Origin of the sequence: Ideonella aquatica (genome assembly GCF_018069755.1) — a bacterium.
Lineage (GTDB): Bacteria > Pseudomonadota > Gammaproteobacteria > Burkholderiales > Burkholderiaceae_C > Ideonella > Ideonella aquatica.
Map to the genome: position 1 here is coordinate 203155 of NZ_JAGQDE010000001.1, position 13060 is coordinate 216214.

General features: G+C 69.4%; 10 protein-coding genes and 1 tRNA gene. 4 read left to right on the forward strand and 7 right to left on the reverse strand.

The features are described 5' to 3' along the window. Positions 1 to 171: 171 nt before the first annotated feature. The 4 genes from KAK06_RS00930 to KAK06_RS00945 form a co-directional block, all read right to left on the reverse strand. A tRNA-Thr gene (locus KAK06_RS00930) sits at positions 172 to 247 on the reverse strand. Between the two features lie 55 nt (positions 248 to 302). Beyond that, positions 303 to 1316 carry a class 1 fructose-bisphosphatase gene (locus KAK06_RS00935; RefSeq protein ID WP_210799806.1) on the reverse strand — a complete coding sequence of 338 codons (1014 nt, stop codon included), beginning with the start codon at positions 1314 to 1316 and terminating at the stop codon, positions 303 to 305. A 25-nt stretch (positions 1317 to 1341) separates the two neighbouring features. After that, on the reverse strand, positions 1342 to 4017 hold the full coding sequence (gene pepN, locus KAK06_RS00940; protein WP_210799807.1) for an aminopeptidase N: 2676 nt from the start codon (positions 4015 to 4017) through the stop codon (positions 1342 to 1344). A gap of 27 nt (positions 4018 to 4044) precedes the next feature. Next, positions 4045 to 4701: an HAD family hydrolase gene (locus KAK06_RS00945; RefSeq protein ID WP_310741007.1), complete on the reverse strand. Its 657-nt coding sequence runs from the start codon at positions 4699 to 4701 to the stop codon at positions 4045 to 4047. Positions 4702 to 5974: 1273 nt separating this feature from the next. Between KAK06_RS00945 and KAK06_RS00950 the strand changes: the two genes are divergently transcribed. Genes KAK06_RS00950 through KAK06_RS00960 form a run of 3 tightly spaced genes read left to right on the forward strand, consistent with a single transcriptional unit; the run spans position 5975 to position 8548 of the window. After that, entirely contained in the window at positions 5975 to 6214 is a 240-nt protein-coding gene (locus tag KAK06_RS00950) for a hypothetical protein (RefSeq protein ID WP_210799808.1), read from the forward strand. Further along, positions 6211 to 6462 carry a sodium/substrate symporter small subunit gene (locus tag KAK06_RS00955; protein ID WP_310741008.1) on the forward strand — a complete coding sequence of 84 codons (252 nt, stop codon included), beginning with the start codon at positions 6211 to 6213 and terminating at the stop codon, positions 6460 to 6462. Before KAK06_RS00950 ends, KAK06_RS00955 begins: the two co-directional genes overlap by 4 nt. Continuing rightward, positions 6449 to 8548 carry a sodium:solute symporter family protein gene (locus tag KAK06_RS00960; RefSeq protein ID WP_210799810.1) on the forward strand — a complete coding sequence of 700 codons (2100 nt, stop codon included), beginning with the start codon at positions 6449 to 6451 and terminating at the stop codon, positions 8546 to 8548. The genes KAK06_RS00955 and KAK06_RS00960 overlap by 14 nt, the downstream gene beginning before the upstream one ends. Here KAK06_RS00960 and KAK06_RS00965 read toward each other — a convergent pair. Then, positions 8537 to 9451, reverse strand: coding sequence for a DMT family transporter (locus KAK06_RS00965; protein WP_210799811.1), 915 nt, complete (start codon positions 9449 to 9451; stop codon positions 8537 to 8539). The genes KAK06_RS00960 and KAK06_RS00965 overlap by 12 nt on opposite strands. A 98-nt stretch (positions 9452 to 9549) precedes the next feature. Here KAK06_RS00965 and KAK06_RS00970 point away from each other — a divergent pair, with 98 nt between their 5' ends. After that, a complete protein-coding gene (locus KAK06_RS00970; RefSeq protein WP_210799812.1) occupies positions 9550 to 10542 on the forward strand; it encodes a quinone oxidoreductase family protein in 993 nt (330 codons plus the stop codon). Between the two features lie 14 nt (positions 10543 to 10556). Here the strand turns inward: KAK06_RS00970 and KAK06_RS00975 are convergent, their stop codons facing one another. Next, entirely contained in the window at positions 10557 to 10844 is a 288-nt protein-coding gene (locus KAK06_RS00975; protein ID WP_375140865.1) for a GNAT family N-acetyltransferase, read from the reverse strand. Further along, on the reverse strand, positions 10841 to 12958 hold the full coding sequence (locus KAK06_RS00980; RefSeq protein WP_210799813.1) for a prolyl oligopeptidase family serine peptidase: 2118 nt from the start codon (positions 12956 to 12958) through the stop codon (positions 10841 to 10843). The genes KAK06_RS00975 and KAK06_RS00980 overlap by 4 nt, the downstream gene beginning before the upstream one ends. Positions 12959 to 13060: the final 102 nt, after the last annotated feature.

Here is a 13060-nt window from a genome sequence, read left to right on the forward strand (position 1 = left end):
AAGGGCGCCTCCAAGCAGCGGGGACGCCTTTATCGGTCGGTTCGAGGTCGGCTGCACTCCCTAATGGCAGTGGGGCCGGCGCGGTGCCTGTTGCCGTGCGATGTCAGCCTTCTGGCCGTTTGCAGGCCTGGGCCACCAAAGACAACGCCCCGACCAGCGGGGCGTTGAATATGGTGCCGGTGAAGAGAGTCGAACTCCCGACCTTCGCATTACGAATGCGCTGCTCTACCAACTGAGCTACACCGGCGAACTTGGCATTATAGACCGAAATCCGTGGCGGCGGCGAGTGCCCGGGGGCCCGCTCAGGCGAGTGGGCTCAGGTGGTAGTCGGTGACGCGCTGGACCTCGTTCTTCGAGCCCAGGGCCACCGCCACGCGCTCGTGCAGCTTGCCAGGCACGATGTCCATGATGCGCTGGCGACCGTTGGTGGCCAGACCGCCGGCCTGCTCGACCAGGAAGGCCATCGGGTTGGCCTCGTACATCAGGCGCAGCTTGCCGGGCTTGTCGGGATCGCGCTTGTCCCAGGGGTACATGAAGACGCCACCGCGGGTCAGGATGCGGTGCACGTCGGCCACCATGCTGGCCACCCAGCGCATGTTGAAGTCCTTGCCGCGCGGGCCTTCCTTGCCCTGCAGGCACTCGTCGATGTAGCGCTTGACCGGGGCATCCCAGTGGCGCATGTTCGACATGTTGATCGCGAACTCCTTGGTGTCCTCGGGGATCTGCACCTGGTCCTCGGTCAGCACCCAGGAGCCGGTTTCGCGGTCCAGCGTGAACATCGCCACGCCGGTGCCCACGGTCAGCACCAGCGTGGTCTGCGGGCCGTAGACGCAGTAGCCGGCGGCGGCCTGCTGCTTGCCAGGCTGCAGGAAGTCTTCCTCGCTGATGCCGCGCTGGTTGTTGACCTTGCGCAGCACCGAGAAGATGGTGCCGATCGACACATTGACGTCGATGTTGCTGCTGCCGTCCAGCGGATCGAACAGCAGCAGGTACTCGCCCTGCGGGTAGCGGTTGGGCACCACGTGGATGCTGTCCATTTCCTCGGAGGCCATGGCCGCCAGGTGGCCGCCCCACTCGTTGGCCTCGATCAGCACCTCGTTGGAGATGATGTCGAGCTTCTTCTGGATCTCGCCCTGCACGTTTTCAGAGGCGGCCGAGCCCAGCACTTCGCCGAGAGCGCCCTTGTTGACCGAGATGGCGATGCTTTTGCAAGCGCGGGCCACCACCTCGATCAGCAGGCGCAGTTGGGCCGGGATGTGGCCGTGCTCGCGTTGCTGCTCGACCAGGTAGCGGGTGAGGGAGATGCGTGAACTCATGGGTGGATCCTCGTGAGACGTGAAATCAGGCAGCGTCCAGCGCGCGGGTGACGATCTCGCGCACGTCGCCGCTCAGCCGGGTGCTGGCGGCCACGCGGGCGATCGCCTCGCGGGCGGCACTGCGGTAGGGCTCGGCCAGCGCGGTCCAGCGGTCCAGCGCGCGGGCGATGCGCGAGGCCAGCTGCGGGTTGGCGGCGTCCAGCGCGATCACCATGTCGGCCCACAGCACATAGCCGGCGGCGTCGCTGCGGTGGAAGGCGGCCGGATTGAACATCACCAGCGAGCTCAGCACCGACCGCGCCCGGTTGGGATTGGACAGCGTGAACTGCGGATGCTGCAGCAGCTGGCGCACGCGGGCAAAGACGCGGCCGTCCTTCTCGGCGGCGCGGGCCTGCACCTGGAACCACTTGTCCACCACCAGCGCCTCGGTGCCGGCCAGCGCCAGGAAGCGCTCCAGCGCCGGCTGGGCCAGCGGGGCATGGGCGTTGACCAGGGCCTCGAGCGCGCCCAGGCGGTCGGTCATGTTGGTCGCGTCCTTGACGCGCTGGAAGGCGCGGCCCGGCCACACCGCGTCGCCCGTGGCCACCGCGTGGCGCACCAGCATCGCCAAGGCCAGGTTGGCCAGCGCGCGCTGGCCGCTCTGCGTGGCGTCGGGGCGGTAGCCCTCGCGCACCTGCATGGCGTCAAAAGTGGCGGCCCAGTCGGCCTGCAGGCAGGCTGCGACCTGGTCCAGCCAGGACTCGCAGGCAGCGTGGATGCGCTGCGGATCGACCGGCGTGATCAGCTCGGCCAGGTAGGTCTCGACCGGCAGCTGCAGCGCCCGCGCCTTGAAGGACGGGTCCAGCACCGGGTCCAGCAGCAGCGCGCGCAGCGCGCCCAGGTAGGCCTCGTCGAGCTGCACCGCGCCGCTGCCTTGCACTGCCGCGCGCAGGCGATGGACCGCCAGGCGCTGGCTGGCTTCCCAGCGGTTGAAGGCGTCGGCGTCGTGGGCCAGCAGCACCAGCAGCTCGGCGTCGCCCAGGCCATCGTCCAGCAGCACCGGCGCCGAGAAGCCGCGCAGCAGCGAGGGCACGACATCCTGCGTGACGCCGGTGAAGACGAAGCGCTGCTCGGCCTCGGTCAGCACCAGCACGCGCTCGGTGCCGGCGGCGCCGGCCTCGCCCTGCAATTGCAGGGCCACCGGCTGGCCGTCGCGGCCCACCAGGCCCATGCGCACCGGCAGCAACTGCGGCTGCTTGGCGCTCTGGCCTGGCGTGGCGGGGGTGTGCTGGCTCAGCGTCAAGGTGTAGGTGGCGTTGTCTGCGTCCCATTGGCCGCGGGCCTGCAGGCGCGGCGTGCCGGCCTGGCTGTACCAGCGTTTGAACAGCGGCAGCTGCTGCGCCAGCGTGCTGTCCGGGTTGGCGTCGGCGATGGCCTGGGCAAAGTCGTCGCAGGTCACGGCCTGGCCGTCATGACGCTGGAAGTAGAGCTTCATGCCGGCGGCAAAGCCGGCGCGGCCCACCAGGGTGTGCATCATGCGCACGACCTCGGCGCCTTTTTCGTAGATGGTGGGGGTGTAGAAGTTGTCGATCGCCTGGTAGGCGTCGGGACGCACCGGATGCGCCATGGCGCCGGCGTCCTCGGTGAACTGGCGCTCACGCAGGCTGCTGACATCGGCAATGCGGCGCACCGCGCGCGCGCTGGCGCTGCCGCTCATGTCCATGCTGAATTCCTGGTCGCGGAATACGGTCAGGCCTTCTTTCAGCGACAGCTGGAACCAGTCGCGGCAGGTGATGCGGTTGCCGGTCCAGTTGTGGAAGTATTCATGGCCGACCACGCTCTCGATGCCGTCGAAGTCATCGTCGGTGGCGGTGGCCGGGCTGGCCAGCACGAACTTGGTGTTGAAGATGTTCAAGCCCTTGTTCTCCATCGCGCCCATGTTGAAGTCGTCGACGGCGACGATCATGAAGCGCTCCAGGTCCAGCGGCAGGCCGAAGCGGTGCTCGTCCCAGATGATCGAGGCGATCAGCGAATTCATCGCGTGCTCGGTCTTCTCCAGGTCGCCGCGCTTGACGTAGATCTGCAGCAGGTGCTCCTGGCCGCTGCGGCTGGTCACGCGCTGCTCGCGGCGCACCAGGTCGGCGGCCACCAGGGCGAACAGGTAGCTGGGCTTGGGGAAGGGGTCGTTCCAGACCGCGAAGTGGCGGCCGCCGTCGAGCTCGCCCTGCCCGACCAGGTTGCCGTTGGACAGCAGCACCGGGTACTTCGCCTTGTCGGCGCGCAGCGTCACCGTGAAGGTGGCCATCACGTCGGGGCGGTCGAGGAAGTAGGTGATGCGTCGGAAGCCCTCGGCCTCGCACTGGGTGAACAGGCCCGAGCCGCTGGCGTACAGGCCGCTGAGCTGGGTGTTCTTCTCGGGGGCGATGGTGTTGCGGATCTCCAGCGTGAAGCTGTCGGCCTCGGGGGCCTCCAGCACCAGCAGGCCGTCCTCGTGGCGGAAGGCGACGCTCTGGCCGTCGACCAGCACGCGCAGCAGGTTCAGGTCCTCGCCGTGCAGGCGCAGCGGCTGCTTGTCCTGCGCGGTGTCGCGCTGCACGCTGAGCTTGCTGGCGACGATGGTCTTGGCCGCGTCCAGATCGAAGGTCAGCTCGGCCTGGCGGATGGTGTAGGCCGGCGCGGTGTAGTCCTCGCGCCGGATCAGGGGGGCAGAGCCTTCACGCATCAACATCATGGTGGGCGTCCTTGGGGGTCAATCGAACAACAGGGCCGGATCCAGGGTGGTGAAGTCGCTCACCGTGGCGATCCGGTTCGGGAAGGCGCTGAACGCGTCGGCGTCCAGCGTGGTGGTCAGCGCGACGGCGGCCATGCCGGCGCGGCGCGCCGCCTCCAGGCCCAGCGGCGCGTCCTCGAAGACCAGGCAGGTCTCGGGCGGCAGCGCCAGGCGCTGGGCGGCGGCCAGGAAGATGTCGGGGTGGGGCTTGCCGCGCAGGCCGTCGGCCGGGCTGCTGACCACCGCCACCCAGTCGGCCAGACCAAAGCGCTCGAAGGCCAGCGCGATATTGTCCGGCGGCGCAGCAGTGCACACCGCCAGCTGCTTGCCGGCGGCATGGGCGCGTTGCAGCAGTGCCCGGGCGCCGGCCACCAGCTGCAACTCCTGCCGGGCCATCGCGCGGTAGACCTGCTCGCGCTCGTCCGCCATGCGCTCGATCTCGGCCGGCGTGGCGGTGGGGAACATGTCGGCCAGGATCTCGGGCCCGCTGCGACCGGCGGTGCTGGCGAAGTGCGCCGGGTCGTCCGACAAGGGCCGGCCGACCGTGGCACCCCACTGCACCCAGGCACGGGCGTGCAGGGGCATGCTGTCGATCAGCGTGCCGTCCAGGTCGAACAGCAGGGCGCGTGGCTTCACAGGCCCTGCTTCAGGCTGGCGGCGATGAAGCTGTCCAGATCGCCGTCGAGCACCTTCTGGGTGTTGGAGATCTCGACGTTGGTGCGCAGGTCCTTGATGCGGCTCTGATCCAGCACGTAGGAGCGGATCTGGTGGCCCCAGCCGACATCGGTCTTGGTGTCCTCGAGCTTCTGCTGCGCTTCCATGCGCTTCTTCATCTCGTGGTCATACAGGCGCGAGCGCAGCCGGCGCCAGGCGACGTCGCGGTTGCTGTGCTGACTGCGGCCGTCCTGGCACTGCACGACGATGCCGGTGGGGATGTGCGTCAGCCGCACCGCCGAGTCGGTCTTGTTGATGTGCTGACCACCGGCGCCGCTGGCGCGGAAGGTGTCGGTGCGCACGTCGGACGGGTTGATCTCGATCTCGATCGAGTCGTCGATCTCGGGGTAGACGAAGAGCGACGCGAACGAGGTGTGGCGGCCGCCGGCCGAGTCGAACGGGCTCTTGCGCACCAGGCGGTGCACGCCGGTCTCGGTGCGCAGGTGGCCGAAGGCGTAGTCGCCCTCGACCTTGATCGTGGCGCTCTTGATGCCGGCCACGTCACCCGGGGTTTCGTCCTCCAGCGTGGCCTTGAAGCCCTTGCGCTCGCAATACTTGAGGTACTGGCGCAGCAGCATGCCGGCCCAGTCGCAGGCCTCGGTGCCACCGGCGCCGGCCTGGATGTCGATGAAGCAGTTGCTGGGGTCGGCCGGGTTGCTGAACATGCGGCGGAACTCCAGCCGCTCGACGATCTCGCGCAGGCTGGCGGCCTCGGCCTCGATGGCTTCGAGGCCGTCGAGATCCTCGTCGGCCTTGCTCATCTCGAAGAGCTCGAGGTTGTCCGACAGGTTGCCGGTCAGGTGGTCGATCGTGCCGACCACCTCGTCCAGGGTCTTCTTTTCCTTGCCCAGCTCCTGCGCCCGCTTGGGGTCGTTCCAGATGTCGGGGTTCTCGAGGGTGGCGTTGACTTCGGTCAGCCGCAGCGATTTGCGGTCGTAGTCAAAGATACCCCCGTAGCGCTTCGGTGCGGGCGCTGAGGTCGGACAGGGTGGTGCCGATGGCGTTGATGCGTTCGATGTCCATGGGGCGGCCTCGGATGACGGGCGGTGTTCTGTGAAAGCCGCGGATTTTCGCATGCGGCGCCCGCGGGCGCAGCCCCGGGCCGGGGCTGCCACAATCGGGCACCAACCCAACAGGCCGCCGCCCTGCGCAGGCAGCGGCCACGACGAGGAGACTCCAAGACGTGCTCTGGGCGGTGTCGAGCCTGAAACTGGTGTGCGAGGTGGCGCTGATGGCGGCGCTGGGCCGGGCCGTGCTGCGCCGGCTGCCGGGCGTGGCGCCTGGCGCCAACCCCTTCCTGCGCCTGCTGGACTGGATGGTGCAGCCCGCTGAGCGCGTGGCTGGCCGGGCGATGGTGCCGGCGCTGCTGGGCCTGTGGCTGCTGGCCACCGCCGCCAAGATCGGACTGTGCCTGGCGCAGGGGGGGTGTCGGTGAGCGACGCGCAGCGACGCTACTGGCGCTCGGTGCGCTGGCTCACCGCCGCGCTGCTGACGCTGTGGCTGGTGGCGGCCTTCGGGGTGGTCTACTTCGCGCGCGCGCTGTCCTTCGGTTTCTTCGGCTGGACCTTTGGCTTCTGGTGGGCCGCGCAGGGCGCGCTGCTGGTCTTCGTGGCTCTGGTGGTGATCTATCAGGTGGCGGCGCGGCGGCTGGACGAAGGGGTGGCTGCCGATGAAGCCGATTGACGCGCCGAGCGGTGAGGGCGATGGCGGCCTGCGCCGGCGCCTGCACCTGTTCTACACCGCCTACACGCTGTGCTTCCTGGTCTTCATCGGCGTGATGATGGCGCTGGAGCGCATGGGCCTGCCGCGTGCGGCGATCGGCTTCGTGTTCCTGTCCGCACCGCTGGTGATCTATGCCGTGGTGGGCGTTCTGAGCCGCACCACCGACGCCGACGAGTACTACGTGGCCGGCCGCCGGGTGCCGGCGGTCTACAACGGCATGGCCACGGCGGCCGACTGGATGAGCGCGGCCTCGTTCATCGGCCTGGCCGGCACGCTCTACATGAGCGGCTACGAGGGCCTGGCCTTCATCCTGGGCTGGACCGGCGGCTACTGCCTGGTGGCCTTTCTGCTGGCACCCTATCTGCGTCGCTTCGGCCGCTACACCGTGCCGGATTTTCTGGGTGAGCGCTACGAGGGCCACCTGACGCGGGTGATCGGCCTGGCGGCAGCCATTCTGGCCTCGTTCATCTATGTGGTGGCGCAGATCTATGGCGTGGGCCTGATCACCACGCGGCTGACCAGCATCGCCTCGTTCGAGATCGGTGTGTTCCTGGGCCTGGGCGGCATCCTGGTGTGTTCCTTTCTGGGCGGCATGCGCGCGGTCACCTGGACCCAGGTGGCGCAGTACATCGTGCTGGTCATCGCCTACCTGGTGCCGGTGGCCTGGCTGGCCTGGGAACAGACCGGGGTGCCGGTGCCGCAGGCGATTTATGGCTACCAGTTGCAGAAGCTGGGCGAGGCCGAGCGCGCCCTGAAGGCCGACCCGCGCGAGCGCGAAGTCATTGCCGCCTACCGTGCCCGCGCCGACGAGCTGGGCCGCAAGCTGCAGCAGGTGCCGCAGGCACTGGCCGCTGACCGCGCCGAGGCCCAGCGCCGCATCAGCGACCTGAAGCTGGCCAATGCGCCGCAGCGCGAGATCCAGGCCGCCGAGCGCGCGCTGACGCAGTTGCCCAAGAACGAGGCCGCTGCGGCCGAGCTGTGGCAGCGCGAGCGTCTGCGGCTGGAGATGAAGGCACGGCCGCTGGCCGGTATGCCGGACCATGCCCTGCCCTTTGCCGGCAACCCGGACGGCACGGTGGATGAGCGCCGCGAGTTCGAGCTCTCACGCCGCAACTTCCTGGCCCTGGTGTTCTGTCTGATGGTGGGCACGGCCGCGCTGCCGCACATCCTGATCCGCTACTACACCACGCCCACGGTGCGCGAGGCGCGTGAGTCGGTGAGCTGGTCGCTGCTGTTCATTGTGCTGCTCTACCTCACGGCGCCCGCACTGGCGGTGCTGGTCAAGTTCGAGGTCTTCAGCCAGTTGGTGGGCACACCGATCGATCTGCTGCCGGCGTGGATTGCGCACTGGAGCAAGGTGGATCCGTCACTGCTGTCGGTGGAGGACGTCAACCGCGACGGCATCCTGCAGCTGGGCGAGCTGCACATCGGCAGCGAGATCATCGTGCTGGCCATGCCCGAGATCGCCGGCCTGCCCTATGTGATTTCGGGGATGGTGGCGGCCGGTGGCCTGGCGGCGGCGCTGTCCACCGCCGACGGCCTGCTGCTCACGATTGCCAATGCCTTGTCGCATGATGGCTACTACCACATGGTCGACAACCAGGCCAGCACCGCGCGGCGGGTGATGCTGGCCAAGGTCATCCTGCTGGCGGTGGCGCTGGCAGCAGCTTTCGTGGCGGCGCAGAAGCCGGCCAACATCCTGTTCCTGGTCTCGGCGGCTTTCTCGCTGGCGGCCTCGGCCTTCTTCCCGGCGCTGGTGCTGGGCATCTTCTGGCAGCGTGCCAACAAATGGGGCGCGGCCAGCGGCATGCTGGCCGGCCTGGGCCTGTGCTTCTGGTACATGGCCACCACCGACCCGTGGCTGAGGGGCCTGTTCGGCCAGAGCGGGCCGGTGCGGCTGTGGTGGGGCATCCAGCCGATCTCGGCCGGGGTGTTCGGTGTGCCGCTGGGCTTTGTGGTGACCGTGGTGGTCAGCCTGCTGACGCCGCGGCCATCGGAGGCCGCGCGGCAGATGGTGCTGCGCCTGCGCCGCGGCTCAGCGTCGTGACGAGATGACGATGCCGGCGACGATGGCCACGAAGGCCACGCCGTGGTACCACTGCGGCCACAGACCCAGCAATGCCGCCGACATCAGCGCGGCGAACAGCGGCGTGAGATTGCCGAAGAAGGCAGCCACCGACGGCCCCACCGTCGCCACGCCCAAGCCCCAGCAGCGGTAGGCGATCAGCGCCGGGCCGATCACCACATACAGCAGCAGCGGCACCAGCCACGGTGTCCAGCGCCAGCGGGCGTCGTCGGCCAGCAGCCACTCGGCCCCTGCGCTCAGGCCGCAGAAGGGCAAGCCGAAGCCGATCTGCAGCAGCAGGAACTCAGCCCAGTTCCAGTCCGGGCGCTGTTCGCCCTGCATCGACGCGGGCGGCCGCGCCAGCATCCAGCTGTACAGCGCCCAGCTGACGATGGCCAGCAGCATCAGCAGGTCACCGGGCACGAACTGCAGGCTCAGCAGGCGCGCCGGCTGACCCTGGGCCAGCACCAGCAGCACGCCGGCCATCGAGCAGGCGGCGCCGATCAGGTCCTGCGGACGCGGATGCACGCCGTAGAACAGCCGCCCGATGGTCAGCATCCACACGGGCATGCTCGCGGCAATCAGCGTGACATTCAGCGGCGTGGAGGTGTGCAGCGCCATGTACTGCAGCGCGTTGTAGCTGCCCATGCCCAGGATGCCCAGCATCAAGAGGTGGCCCCAGCGCCGCCCCATCAGCCCTCGCTGGGCCAGCACCGTGCGGCCCAGTGGCCACAGCAGTGCCAAGGCGATCAGCCAGCGCACGAAGTTCAGCGCCAGCGGCGGTACGGTGCCCACCGCCAGCCGGCCGACCACCGCATTGCCCGCCCACAGCAGGGGCGGCAGGGTCAGCAGCAGGGCGATCTTGGGCGACAGGCGAGTGGTCATCGGCAGCAGGTGCAAAGGGCCTGTCCCAGCGGCGCGGCCCAAAGGGTGGCACGATAGCCGAGTTGCAAGTTCCGATCCGAATTCCCAGGAGACACCCGATGAGCCTGCGCAGCCGCGCCATCCAGATTGACGCCTTTGGCGGCCCCGAACAACTCAAGCTGGTCGAGCGCGACGTGGGTGAACCTGGCCCCGGCGAGATCCGCATCCGCCACCACGCGGTGGGTCTGAACTTCATCGACATCTACCAGCGCACCGGCCTGTACCCCAACGCGCTGCCGCTGGCGCTGGGCATGGAAGGCGCCGGCATCGTCGAGGCGGTGGGCGAGGGTGTCAGCCACCTGGCGGTGGGCGACCGGGCCGCCTACGCCAGCCAGCCGCCGGGCGCGTATTGCGAGCGCCGGGTGATGCCGGCGCGCAGCGTGGTGCAGTTGCCTGACGCCATCGACTTCGAGACCGGCGCGGCGATGATGCTCAAGGGCCTGACCGTGCAGTACCTGCTGCGCGGCACCCAGCCGCAGGGCGGGTTGCAGCCGGGCGATGCCATCCTCTTTCATGCCGCCGCCGGTGGCGTGGGCCTGATCGCCTGCCAGTGGGCGCGGGCGATGGGCCTGGTGCTGATCGGCACCGCCGGCAGCGACGAGAAATGCGCGCTGGCCGCCGAGCATGGCGCCGCGCATGTCATCAACTACCGCCGCGAGGACTTCGTTGCGCGTGTCAAGGAGATCACCGGCGGCAAGGGCGTCAAGGCGGTCTACGACTCGGTCGGCGCCGACACCTTCATGAAGTCGCTCGACTGCCTGGCGCCCTTCGGCCTGCTGGCCAACTTCGGCAATGCCTCGGGCAAGGTGCCGCCGCTGGACATTGGCGTGCTGGGCGGCAAGGGTTCGCTCTACGTCAGCCGACCCACGCTGTTCACCCACATCGCCACGCGCGAGCGCACGCAAGCCATGGCCGACGACCTGTTCGGCATGGTGATGTCGGGCGCGGTGGCCATACGCATCGACCAGCGCTATCCGCTGGCGCAAGTGGCCCAGGCGCACCGCGACCTGGAAGCCCGCGCCACCACCGGCTGCAGCGTGCTGACGCTGTAGGCGGCTCAGCCGCTTCAGCCGCGAGAGGCCAGCAGGTCCTGCGTCTCGGGGTGGCGGCGCATGTAGACCGCCACATAGCTGCACAGCGGCTGCACCCGCCAGCCTTGCTGGCGAGCGTGCGCCAGCGCCGCGGCCACCAACTGAGCGGCGATGCCGCGGCCTTCCAGTGCGCGCGGCACGCCGGTGTGGGTCATCACCATCACGCCGTCCTGCAGCCGGTAATCGGCCTCGCAGCGCAGGCCGTCGACGATGGCCTCAAAGCGGCCGATGTCGGCGTGGTGGGTGATGGTCAGCGTGTTCACTGCGCCGGTCCCAATTGCTGCCACAGGAAGGCGAATTCCAGCGCCATGCGGTCGGCGTGCTGGGCGTTGTCAGCACCGGCGCCGTGGCCGCCCTCGATGTTCTCGTAGTACAGCACCGGGTGGCCCTGCTCGATCATGCGCGCCGCCATCTTGCGCGCGTGGCCCGGGTGGACACGGTCGTCGCGCGTGCTGGTGACGAACAGCACCTTGGGCATCTTCACGCCGGCCTTGACGTTCTGGTAGGGGCTGTAGCGCGAGATGAAGGCCCAGTCCTCGGGCTTGTCGGGGTCGCCGTACTCGGCCATCCAGCTGGCGCCGGCCAGCAGCGTGTGGTAGCGGCGCATGTCCAGCAGCGGCACCTGGCAGACCACGGCGTTGAACAGGTCGGGGCGCTGCACCATCACCGAGCCCACCAGCAGGCCACCGTTGCTGCCGCCCATGATGCCCAGGTGGCGCGGCGAGGTGACCTTGGTGGCCACCAGGTCCTCGGCCACGGCGATGAGGTCGTCGTAGCTCTTCTGCTTGCCCTCGCGCACCGCGGCCTGGTGCCAGGCGGGGCCAAACTCGCCGCCGCCGCGGATGTTGGCCACCACCAGCACGCCGCCCTTGCTGTACCAGGCGGTGCCGAAGCCGCCCGAATACCAGGGATTCATCGAGACCTCGAAGCCACCGTAGCCGTACAGCAGCGTGGGGCGTTGGCCGTCGGCCTTCGCGTCCTTGGGCCAGACGATGAAGTAGGGCACGCGCGTGCCGTCCTTCGAGCTGGCGAAGCGCTGTTCCACGCGCATGCCTGCGGCATCGAAGAAGGACGGCCGGGCCTTGATCGGCTTCAGTGCGCCGCCGCTGGCATCGCCCTGGTAAAGGGTGTCGGGGGTGAGGAAGTCGGTGTAGCTGGCGAAGAAGCCCTCGGCCAGCGGGTCGTTGGCCACCTGCGGGTCATGCAGGCTGCGGACCGACAGCGTGCCGGGGAAGGGCGCCTGGATCTCGCGCCGGCTCCAGCCGCCCGCCCCGGGGGTCCAGGCCTCGGCGCGGCCGGCGACGTTGTCGAGCACGTCGATCAGCACCCGGCTGCGGGTGGTGGAGTAGCCCGCCAGCGAGCGCGTCGCAGTGGGCGTGAACAGCGCGGTGAACTGGCGCTTGCCGGCCAGGTAGGCCGCGGCGTCGCCCACCAGCAGCGAGCCCGCCGGCCAGCGCTGACCGCCCACCGCCCAATCGCTGCGCAGGCGCAGCAGCACGCGCTCCTTCCAGAAGCTCAGATCGGCGTCGGCGGGTTTGTCCAGGCGCTGCAGGGCGCCGCGTTCCCACAGGAAGAGTTCGTTGCGGTAGAAGTCGATCGCGCGCTGGAACATCACGCGCTCGAAGCCCGGGGTGCGGTCGACGAGGATGTCGGCAGCGACGTCGGTGGGCTGGGCTTCGAAGACACGCTGAGCCTCGGCCAGCGGCTGGCCGCGCTTCCACAGCATCAGCACGCGCGGGTAGCCCGATTCGGTCTGGCTGCCGGGGCCGGTGTCGGTGCCCACGAGCAACTGCTGCTCGTCGACCCAGGCCACGTTGGACTTGGCCTCGGGCAGCTGGAAGCCGCCAGCGACGAAGCCGCGGGTGGCGAGGTCGAACTCGCGCACCACGGTGGCGTCGGCACCGCCGCGCGACAGCAGCAGCAGGCAGCGGCTGGAGCGGCCGCCCAGGCAGCTGGCGCCCTTCCAGACCCAGTTCTCGCCCTCGCTGCGGGCCAAGGCATCCAGGTCCAGCAGCAGCTCCCATTCGGGCTGGGCCTGGGCGTAGCTGGCCAGCGGCGTGCGGCGCCACAGACCCCGCGGGTGCTCGGCGTCCTGCCAGAAGTTGTAGAAGTGCTCACCGCGGCGGCTGGCCACCGGGATGCGCTCCTTGGAGTCCATGATCGCCTTCAGGCGCGTGCGGTTGGCGGCGAAGTCGGGGTGTGCTTCGAGCACCGGGCGGCTGGCGGCATTGCGCTGGCGCACCCAGTTCAGTGCGGCGTCGCCGCTGACGTCCTCGAGCCACAGGTGGGGATCGGGGGCGGGGGTCTGGGCCGGAGCGTTCATGGTCAGGGCCAGCGCCATCAGGGGCGCCGCGAGCAGGCGGAGGGCAAGGGACATCGTCGTCGGGGCGCCGGTGGGCGGTCAGGGGATGCCAGGGGACGCAGCGCCAGGTCGGTGCCGCGCGACGCCGGCCATCATAGGCGAGCGCCGCCGCCCGCG

Coding starts and splice junctions, on each gene's coding strand:
- KAK06_RS00970 (WP_210799812.1), top strand. CDS start 9,550: ATGAGCCTGCGCAGCCGCGCCATCCAGATTGACGCCTTTGGCGGCCCC.
- KAK06_RS00965 (WP_210799811.1), bottom strand. CDS start 9,451: ATGACCACTCGCCTGTCGCCCAAGATCGCCCTGCTGCTGACCCTGCCG.
- pepN (WP_210799807.1), bottom strand. CDS start 4,017: ATGCGTGAAGGCTCTGCCCCCCTGATCCGGCGCGAGGACTACACCGCG.
- KAK06_RS00960 (WP_210799810.1), top strand. CDS start 6,449: ATGAAGCCGATTGACGCGCCGAGCGGTGAGGGCGATGGCGGCCTGCGC.
- KAK06_RS00980 (WP_210799813.1), bottom strand. CDS start 12,958: ATGTCCCTTGCCCTCCGCCTGCTCGCGGCGCCCCTGATGGCGCTGGCC.
- KAK06_RS00935 (WP_210799806.1), bottom strand. CDS start 1,316: ATGAGTTCACGCATCTCCCTCACCCGCTACCTGGTCGAGCAGCAACGC.